This is a genomic window from Xanthomonas bonasiae (assembly GCF_017163705.1).
Classification (GTDB): Bacteria; Pseudomonadota; Gammaproteobacteria; order Xanthomonadales; family Xanthomonadaceae; genus Xanthomonas_A; species Xanthomonas_A bonasiae.
The window spans coordinates 235,457-259,203 of sequence record NZ_JAFIWB010000003.1 but is presented as its reverse complement, the minus strand read 5'-3'; the positions used below and the strand labels follow the sequence as shown (position 1 = coordinate 259,203).

15 protein-coding genes are annotated in these 23,747 nt (G+C 68.6%); 4 read left to right on the top strand and 11 right to left on the bottom strand.

Annotation, left to right across the window (positions count from 1 at the left end; genetic code table 11):
- Nucleotides 1-15: 15 nt before the first annotated feature.
- Nucleotides 16-885 carry a crotonase/enoyl-CoA hydratase family protein gene (locus JR064_RS05705; protein ID WP_206229080.1) on the bottom strand — a complete coding sequence of 290 codons (870 nt, stop codon included), beginning with the start codon at nucleotides 883-885 and terminating at the stop codon, nucleotides 16-18.
- 151 nt (nucleotides 886-1,036) lie between these two features.
- Complete coding sequence (gene rpfB, locus JR064_RS05700) at nucleotides 1,037-2,716, bottom strand: fatty acyl-CoA ligase RpfB (protein WP_206229079.1); 1,680 nt, start codon at nucleotides 2,714-2,716, stop codon at nucleotides 1,037-1,039.
- A gap of 109 nt (nucleotides 2,717-2,825) precedes the next feature.
- On the opposite strand from rpfB, the gene JR064_RS23015 reads away from it, so the two are divergent.
- Nucleotides 2,826-3,260 carry a Cif family virulence factor gene (locus JR064_RS23015; RefSeq protein WP_241092872.1) on the top strand — a complete coding sequence of 145 codons (435 nt, stop codon included), beginning with the start codon at nucleotides 2,826-2,828 and terminating at the stop codon, nucleotides 3,258-3,260.
- A gap of 186 nt (nucleotides 3,261-3,446) precedes the next feature.
- On the opposite strand, the gene acnA is transcribed toward JR064_RS23015, so the two are convergent.
- A complete protein-coding gene (gene acnA, locus JR064_RS05690) occupies nucleotides 3,447-6,215 on the bottom strand; it encodes an aconitate hydratase AcnA (RefSeq protein WP_206229078.1) in 2,769 nt (922 codons plus the stop codon).
- 147 nt (nucleotides 6,216-6,362) lie between these two features.
- Between acnA and JR064_RS05685 the strand changes: the two genes are divergently transcribed.
- The 3 genes from JR064_RS05685 to acnB are packed head-to-tail and all read left to right on the top strand — an operon-like array spanning nucleotide 6,363 to nucleotide 9,667.
- Nucleotides 6,363-6,620 (top strand): AbrB/MazE/SpoVT family DNA-binding domain-containing protein, encoded by a 258-nt coding sequence (locus JR064_RS05685; protein WP_185820191.1) that lies wholly within the window; start codon nucleotides 6,363-6,365, stop codon nucleotides 6,618-6,620.
- Nucleotides 6,617-7,024 (top strand): type II toxin-antitoxin system VapC family toxin, encoded by a 408-nt coding sequence (locus JR064_RS05680; RefSeq protein WP_185812961.1) that lies wholly within the window; start codon nucleotides 6,617-6,619, stop codon nucleotides 7,022-7,024. The genes JR064_RS05685 and JR064_RS05680 overlap by 4 nt, the downstream gene beginning before the upstream one ends.
- A 51-nt stretch (nucleotides 7,025-7,075) precedes the next feature.
- Nucleotides 7,076-9,667 carry a bifunctional aconitate hydratase 2/2-methylisocitrate dehydratase gene (gene acnB, locus JR064_RS05675; RefSeq protein ID WP_206229077.1) on the top strand — a complete coding sequence of 864 codons (2,592 nt, stop codon included), beginning with the start codon at nucleotides 7,076-7,078 and terminating at the stop codon, nucleotides 9,665-9,667.
- 406 nt (nucleotides 9,668-10,073) lie between these two features.
- Here the strand turns inward: acnB and JR064_RS05670 are convergent, their stop codons facing one another.
- The 8 genes from JR064_RS05670 to JR064_RS05635 all read right to left on the bottom strand — a co-directional run bounded on the left by JR064_RS05670 (nucleotide 10,074) and on the right by JR064_RS05635 (nucleotide 23,646).
- Nucleotides 10,074-12,995 carry a ligand-binding sensor domain-containing diguanylate cyclase gene (locus tag JR064_RS05670; RefSeq protein WP_206229076.1) on the bottom strand — a complete coding sequence of 974 codons (2,922 nt, stop codon included), beginning with the start codon at nucleotides 12,993-12,995 and terminating at the stop codon, nucleotides 10,074-10,076.
- 59 nt (nucleotides 12,996-13,054) lie between these two features.
- Nucleotides 13,055-15,703, bottom strand: coding sequence for a sensor domain-containing protein (locus tag JR064_RS05665; RefSeq protein ID WP_206229075.1), 2,649 nt, complete (start codon nucleotides 15,701-15,703; stop codon nucleotides 13,055-13,057).
- Nucleotides 15,704-15,707: 4 nt separating this feature from the next.
- On the bottom strand, nucleotides 15,708-16,784 hold the full coding sequence (locus JR064_RS05660) for a protein-glutamate methylesterase/protein-glutamine glutaminase (RefSeq protein WP_179564440.1): 1,077 nt from the start codon (nucleotides 16,782-16,784) through the stop codon (nucleotides 15,708-15,710).
- On the bottom strand, nucleotides 16,781-17,383 hold the full coding sequence (gene cheD, locus JR064_RS05655) for a chemoreceptor glutamine deamidase CheD (RefSeq protein WP_241092871.1): 603 nt from the start codon (nucleotides 17,381-17,383) through the stop codon (nucleotides 16,781-16,783). The genes JR064_RS05660 and cheD overlap by 4 nt, the downstream gene beginning before the upstream one ends.
- Nucleotides 17,380-18,246, bottom strand: a complete 867-nt coding sequence (locus JR064_RS05650; RefSeq protein ID WP_206229074.1) for a CheR family methyltransferase — start codon at nucleotides 18,244-18,246, stop codon at nucleotides 17,380-17,382. The genes cheD and JR064_RS05650 overlap by 4 nt, the downstream gene beginning before the upstream one ends.
- A gap of 97 nt (nucleotides 18,247-18,343) precedes the next feature.
- Entirely contained in the window at nucleotides 18,344-20,605 is a 2,262-nt protein-coding gene (locus JR064_RS05645; protein ID WP_206229073.1) for a methyl-accepting chemotaxis protein, read from the bottom strand.
- A 52-nt stretch (nucleotides 20,606-20,657) separates the two neighbouring features.
- Nucleotides 20,658-21,227 carry an MCP four helix bundle domain-containing protein gene (locus tag JR064_RS05640; RefSeq protein WP_179564446.1) on the bottom strand — a complete coding sequence of 190 codons (570 nt, stop codon included), beginning with the start codon at nucleotides 21,225-21,227 and terminating at the stop codon, nucleotides 20,658-20,660.
- Nucleotides 21,228-21,393: 166 nt separating this feature from the next.
- Nucleotides 21,394-23,646 (bottom strand): methyl-accepting chemotaxis protein, encoded by a 2,253-nt coding sequence (locus JR064_RS05635; protein WP_206229072.1) that lies wholly within the window; start codon nucleotides 23,644-23,646, stop codon nucleotides 21,394-21,396.
- Between the last annotated feature and the right edge of the window lie 101 nt (nucleotides 23,647-23,747).

The window sequence follows — 23,747 nt, the reverse complement described above, 5'->3', positions numbered from 1 at the left end:
CCGGCGTCCGCCTGCTCAGGCAGCGACATCCTGCAAACGACGGGTTTGCGCGCGTACCAGCCGATCCATAGTGCGTAACGATTTTTCGTCCAGGGCCAGGGCCGAATCCACCCATACCTCGGTGATGGCCTGCAATTCCTGGAGGGTGACCGGTTGCGCCAGATTGCGTGCGGCATTCATGGCCAGATACGAGTGCTGGTTGCGCCGCTGATCGCGGATGAGGTCCTTCACTGCGGCTCTCCCCTGACCCTTGGGAACCAGCACATCGACGATTCCCAGCGCATGCATCTGCTCGCTGCTGTATAGGTTTCCTTCCAGGATGATTTTCTCCGCGAGCTGCGGCGGCATCCGCTTGCATAGGAAGGAATACGCGCCCATGCCAGGAAACAGGCCGAAAATCACCTCCGGCAGGCCCATGGTGATGCCTTCTTCGGCGACGATGGTATGGCATGCCAGAGCGATCTCCAGTCCGCCGCCCAAGGCATCGCCCTGCACAAGTGCGATCGTGCGGACATCTCCCGCCAAGCCCCGATGCAGTTGATGGACGCCACTCACGCAGCGATGCGCGTAACTGAGCAATTGATTACGGTCTTGTCTACGGATCAAATCGGAAAAAAGCGCAAGATCGCCGCCTAGGTTGAAGACGTTGGCGTCGGAAGCGATCACCAGATGCTTCAGCGAATGTCTGCGCTGCTGCAGTTCCTGGCTTGTGAGCGCGCCGAGTGCGGCCAAGACGTCGTCGAGCATTTGGCTCTGGAAGCAAGGGCGGGTGCCTGGCTGTTGGCCGGCATGCATGTACAGCCAATGGCTGTCGTCGGTGCAGTCCGAATCGACGCGTATGGTGGAGTAGGAGCGGGAACGGGGCAGCGTGTCGATCATGCTCATGGCAGGGTCTCGGAAGAAACGCCCGCGGAGAGGACGTGGCGCAGCGGGCGAGTGCGTTTCCACCCGGGCGATGCTACACCTGGCCTTTGTTCTCGGTATTCGTCGGATTGCCGGTCGCCGCGGGGGCTGAGGCCCCCGCGTGTCTGGATCGTTACGCCTGACTGTCGCGCAATTCCCGCCGCAGGATCTTGCCGACGTTGGTCTTGGGCAGTTCCTTGCGGAACTCGACGATGCGCGGATGCTTGTAGCCGGTCAGGTTGGCGCGGGCGTGGGCCTTGACGTCCTCGGCGGTGAGGTTGGGGTCCTTCTTGACGATGACCACCTTGACCACTTCGCCGGACTTCTCGTCCGGCACCCCGACCGCGGCCACTTCCAGCACGCCGGGCATCATCGCGATCACGTCCTCGACCTCGTTCGGGTACACGTTGAAGCCGGAGACCAGGATCATGTCCTTCTTGCGGTCGACGATGTAGAAGAAGCCCTGCGGATCCATCCGCGCCATGTCGCCGGTGTGCAGCCAGCCGTCGGCATCGATGGCGCCGGCGGTTTCCTCGGGACGGCGCCAGTAGCCCTTCATCACCTGCGGACCCTTGATGCACAGCTCGCCGACCTCGCCGGGCGCCATGGTCTGGCCCTGATCGTCCTTGACGCAGGCGTCGGTGGACGGGATCGGCAGGCCGATGGCGCCGTTGTATTCCTTCAGCGTCAGCGGGTTGATGCAGGCGGCGGGCGAGGTCTCGGTCAGGCCATAGGCCTCCACCAGGGTCACCCCGGTCACCTGCTTCCAGCGCTCGGCCACGGCGCGCTGCACCGCCATGCCGCCGCCCAGGGTGAACTTCAGCGTCGAGAAATCCACCTTGTCGAAGCCGGGCGTGTTGAGCAGGCCGTTGAACAGCGTGTTGACCCCGGTGAAGGCGGTGAAGCGGGTCTTCTGCAGCTCCTTGACGAAGCCGGGCATGTCGCGCGGATTGCTGATCAGGTGGTTGAGGCCGCCGAGCTTCATGAACACCAGGCCGTTCGCGGTCAGTGCGAAGATGTGGTACAGCGGCAGCGCGGTGATGATGACTTCCTTGCCTTCCTCCAGCTTGCCGGTCGCCGCGATCCAGGCGCCGGCCTGCAGCATGTTGGCGACCAGGTTGCGGTGGGTCAGCATCGCGCCCTTGGCCACCCCGGTGGTGCCGCCGGTGTACTGCAGGAAGGCGATGTCGTCCGGCTCGATGTCCAGCTGCGGCAGCGTGTGCAGGCGGCCCAGGGTCAGCGTGTCGCGGAAGCGCACCGCGTTGGGGATGTCGTAGTCGGGCACCAGCTTCTTGACGTACTTGAGCACGAAGTTGACCAGCGCGCCCTTCGGGAAGCCGAGCATGTCGCCCAGGCCGGTGGTGATGACCTGCTTGAGCGGGGTGTCGGCCAGCACTTCCTGCACGGTCTTGCCGAAGTTGTCGATCACCACGATCGCGCTGGCGCCGGAGTCGATCAGCTGGTGGCGCAGTTCGCGCGGCGTGTACAGCGGATTGACGTTGACCACGGTCATGCCGGCGAGCAGCACGCCGAAGGTGGCGATCGGGTACTGCAGGCAGTTGGGCATCATCAGCGCGACGCGGTCGCCCTTCTTGAGCTGCAACTCGCCCAGCAGGTAGGCGGCGAAGTGCCGGGCCAGTTCGCCGGCCTCGCGGTAGGTCAGGGTCTTGCCGAAGTTGCAGTAGGCCGGACGGTCGCCGAACTTGGCGACGGAGGTTTCGAAGACGGCGGCGACGGACCGGTACTCGTTGACATCGATCTCGGCGGGAATGCTGGCCGGATAACTCTGCAACCACGGACGTTCCTGACTCATGTACTCCCCCCTCGTGTGGAATGCTGCCGCACGCCGACGCAACGCTGCGGCGTGGCGAGTGGCAGGATACCGTTCCGCATGGAAAAGGCGAAGCCGAGGAGGAAACCGGATGCGACAGGCATGGGCGTGGGGATGGGGATGCGCGTTGCTGCTGGCCTTGCCCGGCTGCCAGCGCGATTCGGCGGAACAGCGGCTGCGCAAGGACATCGCCGCCATGCAGGAGGCGGTGGAGGAACATCGCCTGCGCGATGCGATGGCCGCGGTGGCCGACGATTTCGCAGGCGAGGCGGGGATGGATCGTGCTGCGCTGCACAACCTGTTGCGCGCGCAATTTCTGGCCAACGCGCGGATCGGGGTGAACACCGGACCGCTGTCGATCGCGCTGCAGGGCGACGACGCCACGGTACGGTTCGACGCGGTGGTCAGCGGCGGCGATGCGCGCGCGTTGCCGGAGCGGATGCAGCGCTACGAGGTGGTCACCGGCTGGCGCGAGCAGGACGGGCGCTGGCGGCTGCGGCATGCGCAATGGAAGGCAGCGCCGTAGCGAGCCATGCGTAGCGCCAAACGGCAATCGCCCCGTTCTGGAAACGGGGCGCCTTCAATACGGTCTGTCTGGCAGGCAAAGACCCGTTATTTCGAAACGCGGTGCCGATGCAGGCGGCGTGTGCACGGGCAGTACCCGAGCGAGCGCGCACGGCGCCCGCGCAGGACGCCGTGCGCCGCGGCGGCCTCAGGCCGCCTTGCGCGCCGCCAGCTGGCGCAGCACGTACTGCAGCAGGCCGCCGTGCTTGAAGTACTCCACTTCCTTCGGCGTCAGCAGCAGCACCTTGACCTGGAACTGCTTGACGCTGCCGTCGGCCTTCTTCGCATCGACGGTGGCGCGCTTGCTGGCGCCGTCCTGCAGCCCGGTGATGTCGAACACCTCCGAACCGTCCAGGCCCAGCGACTGCGCGTTCTCGTTGTCCAGGAACTGCAGCGGCAGCACGCCCATGCCGACCAGGTTGGAGCGGTGGATGCGCTCGAAGCTCTCGGCGATCACCGCCTTGACCCCGAGCAGGTTGGTGCCCTTGGCCGCCCAGTCGCGCGAGGAGCCGGTGCCGTACTCCTTGCCGGCCACGACCACCAGCGGCACGCCGTCGGCCTTGTACTTCATCGCCGCGTCGTAGATCGCCAGCTTCTGCGGCTGCGCGCCGTCGGGCCCGCGGTACAGCGTGTTGCCGCCTTCTTCGCCGCCGAACATCAAGTTCTTGATGCGGATGTTGGCGAAGGTGCCGCGCACCATCACGTCGTCGTTGCCGCGGCGGCTGCCGTAGCTGTTGAAGTCGGCCGGCTGCACGCCGCGTTCCTGCAGGAAGCGGCCCGCCGGCGAGTCCTTCTTGATGTTGCCGGCCGGGGAGATGTGGTCGGTGGTGATCGAGTCGCCGAACAGGCCGAGCACGCGCGCGCCGTGCACGTCGTCGATGTTGCCGACCTGCATGGTCATGCCGTCGAAGTAGGGCGGGTTCTTGATGTAGGTGGAGGCCGCGTCCCAGGCGTACAGCTCGCCGTCGGGCGAGGCGATCGCGGCCCAGCGGCTGTCGCCCTTGAACACGTCGGCATAGTTCTGCTTGAACATCTCCGGGCCGACCGTGGCGGCGATGGTGTCGCCGATTTCCTTGTTGCTCGGCCAGATGTCGCGCAGGTATACCGGCTGGCCGTCGCTGCCGGTGCCCAGCGGGTCGCGGCTCAGGTCGATGTCGGTGGTGCCGGCGATGGCGTAGGCGACCACCAGCGGCGGCGAGGCCAGGTAGTTCATCTTCACTTCCGGGTGCACGCGGCCTTCGAAGTTGCGGTTGCCCGACAGCACCGAAGCCACCACCAGGTCGTCCCTGGCGATCGCCGCCGACACGTCGTCCGGCAGCGGGCCGGAGTTGCCGATGCAGGTGGTGCAGCCGTAGCCGACCACGTAGAACCCCAGTCGTTCCAGGTCATCCATGACCCCGGCCTTCTTCAGGTAGTCGGTGACCACCAGCGAACCCGGCCCGAGCGAGGTCTTGACCCAGGGCTGCGCCTTCAGGCCCTTGGCCACGGCATTGCGCGCCAGCAGCCCGGCGCCGAGCATCACCGCCGGATTGGAGGTGTTGGTGCACGAGGTGATCGCGGCGATCACCACCGAACCGTCGCGCAACTGCCAGCCGGCGCCGCTGTCTTCGCCGGTCTCGGCCTGCGAGGCCTTGGCGCCGACCGCGGTGCCGCCGCCGCCTTCGTTCTTGAGCCGGTCTTCCTGCTTGAGGTCGCTGTGGCGCTTGTGGCGCGCTTCGGCGAAGGGCACCAGGTTGTCGCGGAAATTGCGCTGCATGTCTTCCAGCAGCACCCGGTCCTGCGGCCGCTTGGGGCCGGCCAGCGATGGCTTGACCTGGCCCATGTCCAGTTCCAGCGTGGCGCTGTAGTCGGCGTGCGCGGTGTCGGCGTCGTGCCACAGGCCCTGCGCCTTGGCGTAGGCCTCGACCAGCGCGATCTGCTCCTCGCTGCGCCCGGACAGGCGCAGGTAGGTCAGCGATTCGGCGTCGACCGGGAAGATGCCGCAGGTGGCGCCGTACTCCGGCGCCATGTTGCCGATGGTGGCGCGGTCGGCCAGCGGCAGGTGCTGCAGGCCTTCGCCGAAGAACTCGACGAACTTGCCGACCACGCCGTGCTTGCGCAGCATCTGCGTCACCGTCAGCACCAGGTCGGTGGCGGTGGCGCCTTCGGGCAGCCTGCCGGTCAGCTTGAAGCCGACCACCTGGGGGATCAGCATCGACGAGGGCTGGCCGAGCATCGCCGCTTCCGCCTCGATGCCGCCCACGCCCCAGCCGAGCACGCCGATGCCGTTGATCATGGTGGTGTGGCTGTCGGTGCCGAATACGGTGTCCGGATAGGCGATCGCCTCGCCGTCGCGCTCGCCGGTCATCACCACCCGCGCCAGGTGCTCGAGGTTGACCTGGTGCACGATGCCGGTGTTCGGCGGCACCACCTTGAAGTTGTCGAACGCCTTCTGGCCCCAGCGCAGGAAGCCGTAGCGTTCCTTGTTGCGCTGGAATTCGATCTTGCCGTTGAGATCGAGCGCGTCGGCCTTGCCGAACACGTCCACCTGCACCGAATGGTCGATCACCAGTTCCGAGGGGATCAGTGGATTGATCTGCTCCGGGCGCCCGCCGAGCTTGACCACCGCATCGCGCATCGCGGCCAGGTCGACCACGCACGGCACGCCGGTGAAGTCCTGCAGCACCACCCGCGCCGGCATGAACGCGATTTCGGTGTCGGGTTCGGCCTTGGGATCCCACTTCGCCACCGCCTGGATGTGGTCCTTGCCCACGGTGACGCCGCCGTCTTCGTGGCGCAGCAGGTTTTCCAGCAGGATCTTCAGCGAGTAGGGCAGGCGGCCGATGTCGAAGCGCTCGGCGAGCTTGGGCAGGCTGTAGTAGGCGTAGTGTTTGCCGTTGACCTCGAGCGAGGCACGGGTGGAAAAGGAATCGCTCATCACGGAACTCCTATGGCATCGCGGCTGTAGGGAATGCGGTCATTCTGACCGATTCAGTGTGTACGGATGGTGTGACCGGGACTGTATGCGGACTTGAGTATGACGCTTCAAGTATGTAAAATTTGTGCATACCTTGAGGAGTCCGCCATGGAAGCCACCGTCGCCGAGCGCGGTCAGATCACCTTGCCCAAGGCCGTGCGCGATGCGCTGGGACTGAGCAAGGGCACCATCCTGAAGGTGGAGCTGGACGGCGGCCGCATCATCCTGCGCAAGAGCGTGGACGATGCGATCTCGCGCGCCCGCGGCCGCTTCAAGCTGGACGGCTTCGCCAGCACCGACGAGGCGATGCGCGCGATCCGCGGCCGCGCGCCGGGCGATCCGTTCGGACCCGACCCCAAGGCATGATCGCGATCGACTCGTCCGTGCTGGTGGACCTGCTGGCCGACGGCCCGCAGGCCGATGCTGCCGAAGCCTGCCTGCGCCAGTGCTTGAGTACCGGCCCGGTGGTGGTGTGCGACATCGTCCTGGCCGAGGTGTGCGGCGCGCTGCGCGACGGCGCCGAGGCGCTGTCGGTGCTGGAGGACATGAGCATCCGTTTCAATGCGCTCGAGGCCAAGTCGGCGTTGCGTGCCGGCGAGATGCAGCGCCGTTTCCGCGCCCGCGGCGGCCAGCGCGAGCGGGTGGTGGCCGATTTCCTGATCGGCGCCCACGCGCTGCTGCAATGCGATGGACTGATCACCCGCGACGACGGCTTTTTCCGCGATTACTTCAAGGGCCTGAAGATCATCGTGCCCAAGCCGTCCGCCTGACGCCGCTATTCGTTTACCGCTCACCCCTACCGAAATTTCCGGAGAACCCGCATGTTGGAAGCCTACCGCCACCACGTCGCAGAGCGCGCCGCGCTCGGTATCCCGCCGCTGCCGCTGAGCGCGCAGCAGACCGCCGAGGTGGTCGAGCTGCTGAAGCAGCCGCCCGCCGGCGAAGAACAGTTCCTGGTCGAGCTGCTGAGCCAGCGCGTGCCGGCCGGCGTCGACGACGCGGCCAAGGTCAAGGCGTCGTACCTGGCCGCGGTCGCCTTCGGCAGCGAGCAGTGCACGCTGATCTCGCCCAAGCGCGCCACCGAACTGCTGGGCACCATGCTCGGCGGCTACAACATCCACCCGCTGATCGAGTTGCTGGACCACGCCGAGCTCGGCGCGGTGGCCGCCGAAGGCCTCAAGCACACGCTGCTGATCTTCGACGCGTTCCACGACGTGCAGGAAAAGGCCGAAGCCGGCAATGCGCACGCCAAGGCGGTGCTGCAGAGCTGGGCCGACGCGGAGTGGTTCACCAGCAAGCCAGAAGTGCCGCAGAGCCTGACCGTCAGCGTGTTCAAGGTGCCGGGCGAGACCAATACCGACGACCTGTCGCCGGCGCCGGACGCGACCACGCGCCCGGACATCCCGATGCACGCGCTGGCGATGCTGAAGAACAAGCGCGACGGCGCCGCGTTCGTGCCGGAAGAAGACGGCAAGCGCGGCCCGATCCAGGCGATCGCCGACCTCAAGGCCGAGGGCCACCTGGTCGCCTACGTCGGCGACGTGGTCGGGACCGGGTCCTCGCGCAAGTCGGCGACCAACTCGGTGCTGTGGTGGACCGGCGAGGACATTCCGTTCATTCCGAACAAGCGCTTCGGCGGCGTGTGCCTGGGTTCGAAGATCGCGCCGATCTTCTACAACACCATGGAAGACGCCGGCGCGCTGCCGATCGAGCTGGACGTGTCGCAGATGGAGCACGGCGACGTGGTCGAGCTGCGTCCGTACGACGGCAAGGCGCTGAAGAACGGGCAGGTGATCGCCGAGTTCGCGATGAAGTCCGACGTGCTGTTCGACGAAGTGCGCGCCGGCGGCCGCATCCCGCTGATCGTCGGCCGCGGCCTGACCGCCAAGGCGCGCGAGTTCCTCGGCCTGCCGCCGTCGGACCTGTTCCGCCTGCCGATGGTGCCGCCGGACACCGGCAAGGGCTTCTCGCTGGCGCAGAAGATGGTCGGCCGCGCCTGCGGTCTGGCGGAAGGCCAGGGCATGCGCCCGGGCACCTATTGCGAGCCGAAGATGACCTCGGTGGGTTCGCAGGACACCACCGGGCCGATGACCCGCGACGAGCTGAAGGACCTGGCCTGCCTGGGTTTCTCCGCCGACCTGGTGATGCAGTCGTTCTGCCACACCGCCGCGTATCCGAAGCCGGTGGACGTCAAGACCCACCACACCCTGCCGGAGTTCATCTCCACCCGCGGCGGCGTGTCGCTGCGCCCGGGCGACGGCGTGATCCACAGCTGGCTCAACCGCATGCTGCTGCCCGACACGGTCGGCACCGGCGGCGACTCGCACACCCGCTTCCCGATCGGCATCTCGTTCCCGGCCGGCTCCGGCCTGGTCGCGTTCGCCGCCGCCACCGGCGTCATGCCGCTGGACATGCCGGAGAGCGTGCTGGTGCGCTTCAAGGGCGAGATGCAGCCGGGCGTGACCCTGCGCGACCTGGTCAACGCGATCCCGCTGTACGCGATCAAGGACGGCCTGCTGACCGTGGCCAAGCAGGGCAAGAAGAACATCTTCTCCGGCCGCATCCTGGAGATCGAAGGCTTGCCGAACCTGAAGGTGGAGCAGGCGTTCGAACTGTCCGACGCCTCGGCCGAACGTTCCGCCGCCGGCTGCACGGTGCGCCTGGACAAGGCGCCGATCATCGAATACCTGACCAGCAACATCACCCTGCTGCGCTGGATGATCGCCGAGGGCTACGCCGATGCGCGCACGCTGGGCCGCCGCATCAAGAAGATGGAAGAGTGGCTGGCCGATCCGCAGCTGCTCGAGCCCGATGCCGATGCCGAGTACGCCGCGGTGATCGAGATCGATCTGGCCGACATCCACGAGCCGATCGTGGCGTGCCCGAACGATCCGGACGACGTCAAGACGCTGTCCGAAGTCGCCGGCGCGGCGATCGACGAGGTGTTCATCGGCTCGTGCATGACCAACATCGGCCACTTCCGCGCCGCGGCCAAGCTGCTGGAAGGCAAGCGCGACATCCCGACCCGGCTGTGGGTCGCGCCGCCGACCAAGATGGACGCCTCCGAGCTGACCAAGGAAGGCCACTACGGCACCTTCGGCGCGGCCGGCGCGCGCATGGAAATGCCGGGCTGCTCGCTGTGCATGGGCAACCAGGCGCAGGCGCGCGAGGGCGCCACGGTGTTCTCCACCTCCACCCGCAACTTCCCCAACCGCCTGGGCCGCAACACCAACGTGTACCTGGGGTCGGCGGAACTGGCGGCGATCTGCTCGCGCCTGGGCCGCATCCCGACCAAGGACGAGTACATGGCCGACGTGGGCGTGATCAAGACCAGTGGCGAGCAGATCTATCGCTACATGAACTTCGATCAGATCCAGGAATATCAGGACGTGGCCGATACCGTCGCGGCCTGATCCAGGCGGTCGAACAGTGCAACGAGAAAGCCCGGCGATGCCGGGCTTTTTCGTTTGCGCCTGGCCCTGCAGTCGGGACGGGCCGATGCGGCGACAGCGCTGGCGCAGAAGGTCGCACCGGCACCGCGCCGCTGATCAAAGCCCCTCTCCCCCGGGAGAGGGGTTGGGGTGAGGGTACGGACGCGAAGCGCCTCGCGAAGTTCGGGTACATGAGGCTTCGCCGGTACCCTCATCCTCCTTCGGTTCGGTCGTGTTGTGCTGCCGGAGCATTTTGCGTCTGGATCGATCGCTGCGCCGGCCGGCATGCCGACTTCGTTGGTCGCGGTTGAAACCGCTCCTACAGTGCACCCAGGATGCTCTCTGTAGGAGCGGTTTCAACCGCGACCGCTTGCGTAACGACCTGCACTCAGGCGCTTTCCACCCGGTTGCGGCCGTTCTCCTTGGCCCGGTACAGCGCTTGGTCGGCGAGGTTGGTCAGGCGCGTGCTCGACAGGCCGGACCGCGGCGATTTGCTGGCGCAGCCGATGCTGACCGTCACCAGCCGGTGGCGCGCGCCCGGGGCGTGCGCCACCGCGCAGCCCAGCACCGCCTGGCGCAGCCGTTCGCCGACCGCATGCGCGGCCTCGCTGTCGCAGCCGGGCAGCAGCGCCACGAATTCCTCGCCGCCGTAGCGCGCCAGCACGCCGTCCTCGCGCAGTTGCGCGGCCATCGCCAGCGCCACCACGCGCAGGCAGTCGTCGCCGGCCAGATGGCCGTAGTGGTCGTTGAAGCGCTTGAATTCGTCGATGTCGATCATCAGCAGCGCCAGCGGCCGCTGCTGCGCCTGCATCTGGTCCCACAGCCGCTGCTGGCTTTCGACGAAATGGCGATGGTTGGCGATGCCGGTGACCGGGTCGCGCTGGGCCTGGTCGGCGAGGCGGCGGTTGGCCTGCTCCAGTTCCCGGGTGCGGGTGCTCACCAGTTGCGCCAGCAGGTCGCGCTGGCGGCGCAGCCGATAGCCGTGCACGCGCCAGCCGAGCAGCAGCGCGGCAAGCAGCAACACCGCTGCCGCACCCCAGCTCAGCGGCGACAGATACCACGGCGACGGCTGCCGGAAGCGCAGCCGCGCCGGCGTGCTCGACCAGGCGCCGGTATCGCCGCGCGCGATGATTTCCAGGGTGCTGTCGTCCCATGGCAGCAGCGGGAAGTGCAGGCTGCGCTGCGCGCCGATGTCGGTCCATGCCGGGTCCTGTCCCGGGCGGGTCAGCCGGTAGCGGAAGCGGGTCTTCTCCGGCGCGCTGAGGTTGATCGCGGTGAAGCCCACCTCGATGTCGTGGCTATGCGGCGGCAGGCGCAGCTCCGCGGCCAGCGGCACGCTGCGGCCGCCGACGTCGAGCGACTGGATCCGCACCGGCGGCGCCTGCACGCGGCGCTGGCCGAGCGCGAGCGGATCGATCTCGGCGAAGCCGGAAATCAGCGGGAACCACAGCTTGCCGGCGGCGTCGCGCAGGCACGCCGGCTGGCCGCCGCCGTTGGTTTCGGCCGGTTCCAGGCCGTCGCTCTCGGAAAAGCCGATCGCGCTCAACTCCTCGCTGCCGGCGGCGGCCTTGGCCAGTTCCTCCGGCGGCAGCAGGGAAATGCCGCGGTTGCCGCTGAGCCACAGCCCGCCGCGCGCGTCGGCGACCATGCACGAGACCACGTCGTCGAACAGGCCGCTGCCGCGATCGAAGCGCTGGACGCGGCCGTTGCCGATGCGGTTGAGGCCGCCGCCATAGGTGCCGATCCACAGCGTGCCGTCGGGTTGTTCGTACAGCGAGCGCACGAAGCGGCTGGACAGGCCGTTGCCGGTGCTCCAGCGTTCCACCACCTGCTGCCGCCGCCAGCGGACCACGCCTTCGCCACCGGCCAGCCACAGGCCGCCTTGCTGCGCCGGCTGGATCAGGGTGACGCTGCCGGGCAAGCCGGGGAGGCGCTGCGGCGTGCCGGTCTCGCCGCCGGCGCCGACCGGGATCGCGTACACGCCATGGCCGCTGGCGACCAGCAGCTTGTGCTTGGCGGTGCGGTACAGGGCGCGGATCGGCAACTGGTCCGGCCATTGCGCGACCAGCCGCAGCGCCTGGCTGCGGTAGGCGTCGTTGTCGCGATCGGCGCGGTCGTCCTGCGCGTCGGGCCGCAGATAGCCGACGCGGCCATCGACGGTGCCGATCCACAGGCCGCCGGCCTCGTCGCGGTGCAGCGACCACACGCACTCGTTGCCGAGCGCGGATTGCAACGACCAGCGGCGCAGGCGTCCGCTGGGCGCGTCCCAGTGCCGCAGTCCGCCGCACACGGTGCCCAGCCACAGCCCGCCGCTGCCATCGCCGATCACCGGCAGGCCCGGCAGGTCCATGCCCTGCTGTGCGTCGTTGAGCAGGCCGATGCGCGAGCGCGCGATGCGCAGCAGGCCGCGCGCGTTGCTGCCCAGCCACAGGTTGCCGTCGCGATCGCTGAGCAGGCTGCGCGACGCCGGCAGCGCCGGCGTCGTCAACCGACGCAGCCCACCGCCATCGTCGTCGTCGCGGAACAGCTGTCCATCGACATCGACCGCCCACAGCCGGTGCTGCGCATCGCGCGCCAGCGCCTGCGCGCCGCGCACCGGTGCCGCTGCCGGCAGCCATTGCCGGCGCAGCGTGTCGTAGCGGTGCAGGGCCGCGCCGGCACCCACCCACAGCACGCTGCCTTCGCTGTGCAGCGAACTGACCCGGGTTTCCCCGGCCGGCAACGGCACCGCTTCGCGGCGCCCCTGGCGCAGCCGCCACAGGCCTTGCCCACCCAGATAGAGCTGCCCGTCGCCGCCGAGCGCGGCGGCCATGTCCAGCGCCTGCGGCTGCTGTTCGAGGGTGCGCAGGGTGCGCGGGTCGATCCGGTAGGCGCCGGCACTGCTGAAGACCCACACGCTGCCGTCGGCCGCGGCGACGAAGCGGCGGATCAGGCAGCGGCCGCCGCACAGGTCCAGGCGCAGGAAGCGGCCGTCGCGATAGACGCTGACGCCGGCGTCCTCGCTGCCGATCCACAACTGGCCGCGCTCGTCCTCCAGCAGTTGCAGGATGCGGTCGCTGGACGGGCCGCTGCCGGCCAGGCTGCGGTAGACGCTGAACCCGCTGCCGTCGAAGCGTGCCAGCCCGCCGAAGGTGCCCAGCCACAGGAAACCGTCGCGGTCCTGCACGATCGCGTTCACCGAATTCTGCGGCAGGCCGTCGTGGGTGGAGAAGCGGCGCACGACGTCGGGATAGGCAGGGCGCAGCGTCTGCGCGGCGAGCGCAGCACTGGCGGACCACAGCAGCAGCGACAACAGGAAGCGGATCGGCATTGCCTGACGGGGGGTAAAAAAACGTGCTGCGGATCAAGCAATAACTGTGCCGCGACCGGCTACGGAGGCGCCGCGCCGGACGTTGCGGGCGGCGCGGCCGCTGCCGCCTCGGCCCGATGCGCGCCGATCCAGTGTTCCAGCTGCGTCGCCGGCAGCGCGGGCGCGAACAGGAAGCCCTGCAGCACGTCGCAACCGAGCCACGCCAGGAAGGCCCGCTGCGCCTCGGTTTCCACGCCCTCGGCGACGGTATGCAGGCGCAGGCTCTCGCCGATGCGCAGCACCGAGGTGGTCAGCGCGCGTGCGGTCTCGCTGTGTTCCAGGTCGCGGACGAAGCTCATGTCCAGCTTGAGTTCGTTGACCGGCAGCTGGTGCAGATGGCTGAGGCTGGAATAGCCGGTGCCGAAGTCGTCCAGCGACAGGCGTACGCCGCTGGCCTGCAGCTGACGCAGATTGGCCAGCACCGCCGGTGCGTTGGACAGCATGACGCTCTCGGTCATTTCCAGCGCCAGGTCGCTGGGCGCCAGCGCATGCGCGCTCAGCATCTGCGCCACCCGCGCCGGCAACTGCGCGTCGGCGAAGTTGCTGGCCGACAGGTTGACCGCCACGCGCGGCACCGGCACGCCGCGCAGGCGCCAATCGGCCATCTGCCGGCAGGCCTGGCGCAGCACCCAATGCCCGAGTTCGTCGATCAGTCCGCATTCCTCGGCCATCGGCACGAAGCGCGCCGGCGAGATGTCGCCCAGATGCGGGTGCTGCCAGCGCAGCAGCGCCTCCACCCCGTACAGCGCGTAGGGCGGCTGGCTGTGCAGCTGCGGCTGGTAGTGCAGCTGCAGCTGGTCGCGGCGCAACGCTTCGCGCAGCGCGGTCTCCAGCGCCACGCGTTCCTGCGCCATGCGGTTCATGTCGGCGCTGAAGAAGCGGAAACTGCCGCCGCCTTCGTTCTTGGCCCGGTACATGGCCAGGTCGGCGTGGCGCAGCAGGGTCTCGATGTCGCGGCCGTCGTCGGGGAACATCGCCACGCCGATGCTGGCGCCTGGGTGCAGGGTCACGTGCCCGACCACCAGCGGCTCGGCCAGCGCCAGCAACAGGCGCTCGGCCACCCCGGCGGCCTGCTCGGCGCCGCACTGCGGCAGCATCAGCACGAACTCGTCGCCGGCCTGGCGGCCGATCAGGTCGGTCGCGTTCAAGGTCTCGCCCAGGCGCCGCGCGATGTCGCGCAGCATGCCGTCGCCGGCGGCGTGGCCCTGGGTCTCGTTGACGCGCTTGAAGCGGTCGATGTCGACGAACAGGATCGCCACCGGAAACGCGTGGTATTCGGCGGCGGCCAGCGCCTGCTCGGCGCGGGCGCTGAACATCACCCGGTTGGGCAGGCCGGTCAGCGAGTCGTAGAACGCCAACTGGTGCACGCGCGCCTTGGTCTGCTCGCGCTCCAGCGCCAGCGCGCACAGGTGCAGGCACAGCTCGATCAGCCGCAGGTGCCAGGCCTGCGGTTCGCAGACGTCGCGGTAATACAGCGCGAAACTGCCGAGCACGCGCCCGCCGCTGGACTTGATCGGACTGGCCACGCAGCTGCCCAGGCCGAGCTGTTGCACCAGCGGCCGGTACTCGGCGAACAGCGGATCGGTGGCGGCGTCGCGCACCAGCACCTGCTTGCCGCGCCAGATCGCCGCGCCGCAGGCACCGGCGGTGGGACCCACGCGCATGCATTCGGCCGCCTCGTTGAAGGCGGTCGGCAGGCTCGGCGAGGCCAGCGGGTGCAGCCGCCCGTCGCCATCGACGCTGATGATCGAGGCCACCACCTGCGGGGCGATGCGTTCGACCTCGCTGCAGATCAGCGTGGCCACGTCGACCAGCGGCTGTTCGCGGACCAGCGCGTCGAGCACGTTCTTGTGCAGGATCTCGTGCATCTTGCTCTGGGTGATGTCGGTGAACGAGACCACGTAGTGCTGGATGCCGCCGTCCGCGTCGGCGATCGGATTGGCCATCAGCGTGGTCCACAGCGGCGAGCCGTCCTTGCGGTAGACCAGCAGATCGGTCTGGTGGCCCAGGCCGCCGACCACGCGTTCGCGGGTCAGCCGTACCGCCTGCATGTCGGTGCCGATGCCGGGCAGCACGCTGCTGGGCAGCAGTCCGCGCACTTCCTCGGCGGCATAGCCGAACATGTGCACGAAGCCGGCGTTGACGTACAGGATCGCCAGCTGCGGGTCGCAGACCACGATGGCGTTGTCGCTGCGGTCCAGGGCCAGCGACAGCAGCCGCATCTTGGCGTCGCGCTCGCGTTCGGCGCTGATGTCGCGCACGAACACCACGGACAGCGGCGCCGGTTGCTGCGGCACCGTGGCCGCGCTGACCGACACCCAGCGCTGCACGCCGTCGTTGCCGGGCAACTGCAGTTCGTAGCCGTCGCCGGGCGTGTCGGCGCGCTGCCGCATGCATCTGGCCAGGAACGGCGCGCGCGCCTCGTCCGGCACCAGTTCGCCGAGCGAACGCCCCAGCACCTGCGCCTGCGACAGGCCCCACAGCGCCTCGGCGGTCTGATTGAAGGCGAGGATGCGCGCGTCCGCGTCGATCACCACCACGCCGTCGGGCGCCTGCTGCAGGCAGCTCAGCAGGGCCTGTTCGGAATCCTGCAGCCTGGCCAGGCAGGAAGCCGAGATCGCAGCGGGTTCGCTGGGCGCGTTCGGGGTGCGGACGCGCTGGCGCGGCATGGGGCTAGCGGGCCTGGTTGGACAAGGCGATCAGGCGTTCGGCGATCCGGTCCAGCGGCAACACCTCCTGCGCGGCGCCGAGCCGGAATGCGGTGCCGGGCATGCCCCAGACCACGCTGGTGGCTTCGTCCTGGACCAGGGTGCTGGCGCCGGCCTGCAGCATTTCCAGCAGGCCGCGTGCGCCGTCGTCGCCCATGCCGGTCAGCACCGCGCCGATCGCGTTGGCGCCGGCGTTGCGCGCCACCGACTGGAACAGCACGTCCACCGCCGGCTTGTGCCGGTTGACCGGCGGGCCGTCGTCGATCTTGCAACGCCAGCGGGCGCCGTCGCGGACCACCTGCAGGTGCTTGCCGCCGGGCGGCAGGTAGGCGTGGCCGGGCAGGATCGCTTCGCCTTCGCTGGCCTCGCGTACCGCCATCGCCGAATGCCGGTTGAGACGGTCGGCGAAGGCGGTGCTGAAGCCGGCCGGCAGGTGCTGGGTCATCACCACCGCCGGCGCATCGGCCGGCATGCCTTCCAGGACCACGCGCAGCGCCTCGGTGCCGCCGGCGGAGGCGCCGATCGCGATCAGCCGGTCGGTGGTGCGGAATTTCAGCGTCGACACGGCGCTCGGCGTGATCACGGCGTTGCCGGCAGGCCGCGGCGCGGCCGGGCGGTCGAGCGCGCGGACCTTGGCCTTGGCCGCGGCCTTGACCTTGCCGACGATTTCCTCGGCGTATTCCTCCAGGCCGCGGGCCACGTCGAGCTTGGGCTTGGAGATGAAATCGACCGCGCCCAGCGCCAGCGCCTGCAGCGTGGTGTCGGCGCCGCGCTCGGTCAGCGAGGAGATCATCACCACCGGCGTGGGCCGCAGCCGCATCAGGTTTTCCAGGAACGCCAGGCCGTCCATGCGCGGCATTTCCACGTCCAGGGTGATCACGTCCGGATTGAGCCGCTTGATCTTCTCGCGGGCCAGGATCGGATCGGCGGCCGAGCCGACCACTTCGATGCCGGGCGCGCGCGACAGGATCTCGGTCAGCATTTGCCGCACGACCGCGGAGTCGTCGACGATCAGCACGCGGCAGGGGATTTCTGACGTCATTCGAACAACTCCACGGCGCCGGTGACGGGCGCTTTGGCGAGGCGGGCACGCACCGCCGATTCGGCGGCGGCGATTTCGGCTTCTTCGTGCGCATGCGGCAGGCGCTGCACGACCACGCGGCCGGTGCCGGGGAAGAACCAGATCTTGCGCGGATGGATGCCGCGCAGGTCCTCGGCCACCACCGGAATCTGCTCGGCTTTCAGGTAGTTCAGCACGAACTCGGCGTTGCGGGTGCCGACCGGGTTGTTGGTGAAACCCTTGAGCACGTTGCCGCCGCCGAACACCTTGGCTTCCAGGCGGCTGCGGCTGGCGCCGCGCTTGAGCAGGTCGTTGATCAGCACTTCCATCGCATAGCTGCCGTAGCGCGCCGGTGCGCCGTCGCCGGCCTGGCCGTCGGGCAGCATGAAGTGGTTCATGCCGCCGATCTTCAGCAGCGGGTCGCGGATGCAGGCGGCCACGCAGGAACCGAGGATGGTGGTCAGCGCGGTGTCGTCGTCCACGACCAGATACTGGGTCGGCAACAGCTTCGCCGCAATGGTCTGGAAGCGGGTGTCGTGGTAGCGCATCACCTGATCCGCGACCATCGTGGCGGCTCTCATGCGCGTGCCTTGGCGGCGCGCCGGTACAGCGTGCGGCCGCAGGGCTGGATCAGGTCGGCCGCATGCAGGTAGTTTTCCGAATGGCCGGTGTAGAGCATGCCTTCGTCGTCCAGATGCGGGATCAGCCGCGACAGGATGCCACGTTGGGTGGGCTTGTCGAAATAAATCATCACGTTGCGGCAGAACAGCGCCAGGTATGGGCCGCTGACGTCGTAGCGCGGCTCCAGCAGGTTCAACTGGCGGAACTCGAGCAGCTCGCGCAGCGCCGGCACCACCCGGCACTGGCCCTCGTTGGCGCCGCTGCCGCGCTGGAAGTACTTGCGCTTGAGCGCCGGGTCCAGGCTGGAGATGCGATCGACCGCATACACGCCGCGCGAGGCGGTCGCCAGCACCTGGGTGTCCACGTCGGTGGCCAGGATCCGCACCGGCGGGGTCAGCGTGCCGAACGCCTCGCAGGCGGTGATCGCCAGCGAATACGGCTCCTCGCCGGTGGAGGCGGCGCACGACCAGATCTTCAGCGGCGCGGAGGCAGCGTGCTTCTGCAGCTCTTCGCGCAGGCGCTCGAAGTGATGCGGCTCGCGGAAGAACGAGGTCAGGTTGGTGGTCAGCGCGTTGGTGAACGCCTCCCACTCGTCGCCGCCGTCGCGCTCCAGCCAGTCCAGGTACTCGCGGAACGAGCGCAGGCCTAGCGTGCGCAGGCGCCGCGACAGCCGGCCGTAGACCATGTCGCGCTTGGCCGGGGCCAGCGCGATGCCCGCCTTCTGGTAGATCAGGTCGCAGACCCGCTTGAAATCGCGATCGCTGAATTCGAAGTCGCGGTTGTCGGAACCGGGGTGGGGCAGGGAAGACGTTGGAGTGGCCATGGCTCGCAGCGGTGATCGGTCTATCGGGTTATCGGCCGGCGCCGGGCGAAATTGACGCCGGAACAAGGCGCGGCATGGGCCGCTGCCGCTGCCGCCTTCAGAACTCCTGCCACTGGTCTTCGGTGGCGGAGGCGCGTGCCGTGCCCGTCACGCTGCGGATGCGCGCAGGCGCACGCGGTGCGGTCGCCACCGCAGAGGCCTTGGCGCGCACGGACGGCCTGGCTTTTGCGACAGGCGCGGCCTGCGGCGCCGGTGCGCTGGCCTGCGGGTCCAGCTTGAACTCGGCGACGGTGGCGCTGAGCTGGCCGGCCTGGGTCTGCAGCGTACGCGCCGCGGCGGTGGCTTCCTCGACCAGCGCCGCGTTCTGCTGCGTGGCCTCGTCCATCTGGGTCACGGTCTGGTTGACCTGCTCGATGCCCAGCGACTGCTCCTGCGAGGCGGCGGAAATCTCGCCCATGATGTCGGTGACGCGCTGCACCGAGGACACGATCTCCTGCATGGTCTGTCCGGCGCGATCGACCAGGGCCGAGCCTTCGGCGACGCGGGTCACCGAGTCGTCGATCAGGCCCTTGATCTCCTTGGCCGCGCCGGCCGAGCGCTGGGCCAGCGTCCGCACCTCGCTGGCGACCACGGCGAAGCCGCGGCCCTGTTCGCCGGCGCGCGCCGCTTCCACCGCGGCGTTGAGCGCCAGGATATTGGTCTGGAAGGCGATGCCGTCGATGACGCTGATGATGTCGGCGATCTTCTTCGACGAGGTCTCGATGCCGCTCATGGTGGCGACCACCTGGCCGACCACGTCGCCGCCCTGCGAGGCGACCGCGGCCGCACCGACCGCAAGCTGGTTGGCCTGGCGCGCGTGTTCGGCGTTCTGCTTGACGGTGGAGGTCAGTTCCTCCATCGAGGCGGCGGTCTCTTCCAGGCTGGCCGCCTGCTGCTCGGTGCGCCGCGACAGGTCGTCGTTGCCGGCGGCGATTTCCGACGAGGCGACGTTGATGCTGGCCGCTGCGCCCTGGATGCGGCCGACGATATCGGCCAACTGCTCGGCGGTGGCATTGGCGTCGTCGCGCATCTTGGCGAACACACCGTGGAACTCGCCATGCATGCGCACGCTCAGGTCGCCGGCGGCGATGGCCTGCAGCAGCTGCGACAGCTCGCCGAGGGTGCGGTCGCTGACCTCCATCATCGCGTTGAGGTTCTGCACCATCGCCCGGAAATCGTACTGGAAGCGCTCGGCGTCGCCGCGCGCGCTGAAGTCGCCGATCGCCGCGGCTTCGGCCAGTTGCTTGACCTGTACGTTCATCGCGGTCAGGTTGGCCTTGGCGGTGTCCATCGCCTCGGTCAGCACGGCTTTCTCGCCGGGCAGGCGCTCCATGTCCTCGGACAGGTCGCCGATCGCGTAGCGCTGGATGATCTGCACCAGGCGCAGCTTCACCGCCACGTGCGAGGCGACCAGATCGTTGGTGGCCTTGACCATGTGCCCGTAGTCGCCGGGGAAGGCGGTCGCGTCCATGCGATAGCTGATCGTGCCCTGTTCGTGGCGCTGCGCCATCAGGTTCTGCGCATCGATCACCTCGCGGATGCGGCTGCGCATGTCCAGCATGTCGCCCATCAGCTGGCCGACCTCGTCGTTGGAGCGCGCGCGTACGGCGCTGTCCAGTTCGCCGCGGGCGATGGCCTGCGACAGTTGCCGTGCCGCGTCGAGCTGGCGCGCGATGCCGCGCGAAATCATCCAGCCGACGCTGGCTGCGGCCGCGATGGCCAGTGCGAGCAGGCTCATGATCAGCAGCTTGGTGCGCGCCAGCTGCGCGTTGATGGTGTCCATTTCCTGGTTCAGCTGGGCGACGTTGTAGTCGGTCAGCGCCACGATCCGTTCGAACAGTTCGCGCCGCAGCGGCCGCGACTGCTTGTCGGAGACGGCCTGCGCCGCGGCGACGTCGCCGCCGCGCATCGCATCGCCCATCAGCGTGTTGGCCTGCAGGTAGGCGTCCAGTTTTTCCTTGACCCCGGCATACATCTGCCGCTGCGTCTTTTCCAGCATCACCCGTTCGATGATGGCCTGGTTCTTGGCCACTTCCGTGCGCACCTTCTGCATGCGCTTGAAATAGTCGGCCATCGCTTCCGGGTCGTCGGCGCGCGCGATCTGCGCCAGCTCGTAGGTGCGGAACTCGCCGAGCTGCGCGCGCACTTCGGCCAGCGCCTGCGTGGCCGGCACCCAATCCAGCTCGATGCGCTTGAGCTCGGACATCGCCAAGGTGGTGCGCGAATAGGTGAACACGCCCAGGATCACGGTCAGCAGCGTGGTCAGGGCGAATGCGAAGATCAGCTTGTCGCGGATTTTCAGTTGCTTGAAGACGTTCATTGGCGTTTCCGTGCAGCGGATTGGGCGATGGCGAGGCAGTACCGCAGTGGGGCTAGCGGGCGACGTAGGCGGGCGCGTCGGCGTCCGGATGCAGCGCGTGCGCGGCGTTGACCCGGCTCAGTTCCTCCAGGTCGGCGAACAGGGCGCGGCGCTGCGGCAGCGCCTGTTGCGTGGACAGCTGGCGGGCGCGTTCGCGATCGCCGGCATGCACCGCGCTGCTGATCTGCCGGTGCAGCTGCAGATAAGCGTCCAGCTCCGCCTGGACCGTGGCGAAGCGGCGGCGTTCGTCGCCGCTCGGCGCGGTAGCGATGTACCGCGCCACCTGCGTGCGCGCGCCGCGCATCGAGCGTTCGATACGCTGGTCGTAGTCGGCCACTTCCGCGGCATTGCCGGTCGCGGCGATCAACGACAGCTGGTACAGACGCAGTTCCGCGAGCTGCGCGCGCAGCTCGCGCAAGGCCATGGCCGACGGCGCTTGCCGGGTCTGCAACTGCAGCAGGTGCTGGCGCGAGTCGTCGAGGGTGCGGGTGCTCAGATGCGCCACCCCGATCACCGCGGCGCAGCCGAGCACGCACAGCAGCGACGCGAGCAGGGACGATTTCAGATCGGTATAGCGCGGCATCTCAGGCTCCCGAAGCGGCGGCAATGGCGAGGTGGCTGCGGTGACCGCATTCACGCATCGTTAATTCGATATCGACTGCGCGGACGGACGCTTGAGATCGCCCGTGCGCGGCACCGATGCAACTGTGATGCAAGTCCGATTGGATGGCCGGGCCGCGGCGCAGCGCTCAGAACTCCGCCCAGTCCGTTTCCGTCACCGCCGCGCGCTTGCCCGCCGCCTGGCGCGGGGCCGGTTTGGCCGCCGCCGGACGCGACGCCGCGCGTGCGGGCGCTGCGCGCACGGGCGTGGCCGCAGCGGGGTTGCTGCCGCCGCCGGTGCCGAGCCGGAACACCGCTGCGGCCTCGCTCAGCAGGCGCGCCTCTTCCTCCAGCGCCCGCGCCGATGCGCTGGCTTCCTCGACCAGCGCGGCGTTCTGCTGCGTGGCCTCGTCCATCTGGGTGACGGTCTGGTTGACCTGCTCGATCCCGGACGACTGCTCCTGCGAGGCGGCAGAGATCTCGCCCATGATGTCGGTGACGCGCTGCACCGAGGACACGATCTCGGCCATGGTCTGCCCGGCGCGATCGACCAGTGCCGAGCCTTCGGCGACGCGGGTCACCGAGTCGTCGATCAGGCCCTTGATCTCCTTGGCGGCACCGGCCGAACGCTGGGCGAGGGTGCGCACCTCGCTGGCGACCACGGCGAAACCGCGACCCTGTTCGCCGGCACGCGCCGCTTCCACCGCGGCGTTGAGCGCCAGGATGTTGGTCTGGAAGGCGATGCCGTCGATCACCGAAATGATGTCGGCGATCTTCTTGGAGGAGGTCTCGATGCCGCTCATCGTGCTCACCACCTGGCCGACCACGTCGCCGCCCTGCGAAGCGACCGCGGCGGCGCCGACCGCGAGCTGGTTGGCCTGGCGGGCATGTTCGGCGTTCTGCTTGACGGTGGAGGTCAGCTCTTCCATCGACGCGGCGGTTTCCTCCAGGCTAGCGGCCTGCTGCTCGGTGCGGCGCGACAGGTCGTCGTTGCCGGCGGCGATCTCGGTGGTCGCGGTGTTGATGCTCAGCGCCGCGGTCTGGATGCGGCCGACGATGTCGGCCAACTGGGCGGCGGTGGCATTGGCGTCGTCGCGCATGGTCGCGAACACGCCGTGGAACTCGCCCTGCATGCGTACGCTCAGGTCGCCGGCGGCGATGGCCTGCAGCAGCGTGGACAACTGCCCCAGGTTGTGGTCGCTGACCTCCATCATCGCGTTGAGGTCCTGCACCATCAGCCGGAAGTCGTGCTGGAAATGCGTCGCATCGCCGCGGGCGCTGAAGTCGCCGGCGGCGGCCGCCGCGGCCAGGCGCTTGATCTCGGTGTTGATCGCCAGCAGGCTGGCCTTGGCCGCATCCATCGATTCGTGCAGCACCGCGCGGCTGCCGGGCAGGCGCCGCGCATCGCGATGGAGGTCGCCGTTGGCGTATTCGTTGAGCACCGCGATCGCGTCGACGATCGCGTCCAGGTGCTCGAACATCATCGTGTTGATGCTTTTGCTGAGCTCGCCGTACACGCCGGGGAAGTCCTGCGGCATGCGGTGCGACATGTCCTTGTCGGCGTGCAGCACCGCCATCTTCGCGGTCTCGCTGGAGAAGCGTTCCAGCATCTGGATCATCTCGCCGGTGGCGCGCAGCATCTGCCCGGTCTCGTCGCGTCCGGGATTGTCGATGCGCACGCTCAGGTCGCCGCGGGACACCGCGCGGATCGCCTGCAGCGTGCGCGACACCGGCACCAGCACCGAGCTGCCGATCAGCCAGTTGATGCCGAAGGTGATCAGCACCAGCACGCCGCCGGCCACGGTCATCACGCCGGTGAACAGCAGCGCCTGCGCCTGCACGTCGTCCATGTACACGCCGGTGCCGATCACCCAGTTCCAGGGCTTGAACGGCGCGTTGTAGGACACCTTCTCGACCGGCTTGTCGTTGCCCGGCTTGGGCCACAGGTAGTCCACATAGCCGCCGCCGGCCGCGGCCGCCGCGGCGAACTGGCGGAAGATCGGCTTGCCGTCGGCGCTGAGCACGTTGCCGATGTCCTTGCCGACCAGGTCGTGGCGGGTCGGGTGCATCAGCATGGTCGGACGCATGTCGTGCACGTAGAAATAGTCCACGCCGTCGCGGGCGCGCATCGACTCCAGCGTGGCCAGCGCGGTGCGCTGCGCCTCGTCCAGCGGCATCTGCCCGCCCTCCACGTTGGCCGCGTAGGCCTGGACCACGCCGATCGCCAGCTCGATCTGGCTCTTCAACGCCTGCTCGCGGGTGTTGCGGATATCCACGTACTGCATGCGCGCGGCGAGGATCGCCAGCAGCACGATGCCGCTGCCGAGCAGCAGGGTTTGCCAGACGAACTTGCGACGCAGCGGCAGATCCGACAGGCGAGCGACGAGCGACGGATACGACATTGGATGGACACCTTCGAGTGGTTCTCGAAGGCTTTAACGGCGCGGCGGTAACAAAATTGAGACAAACCCGCGCGGGCCCGGCCGAGCCGCCGTGGCCGGGA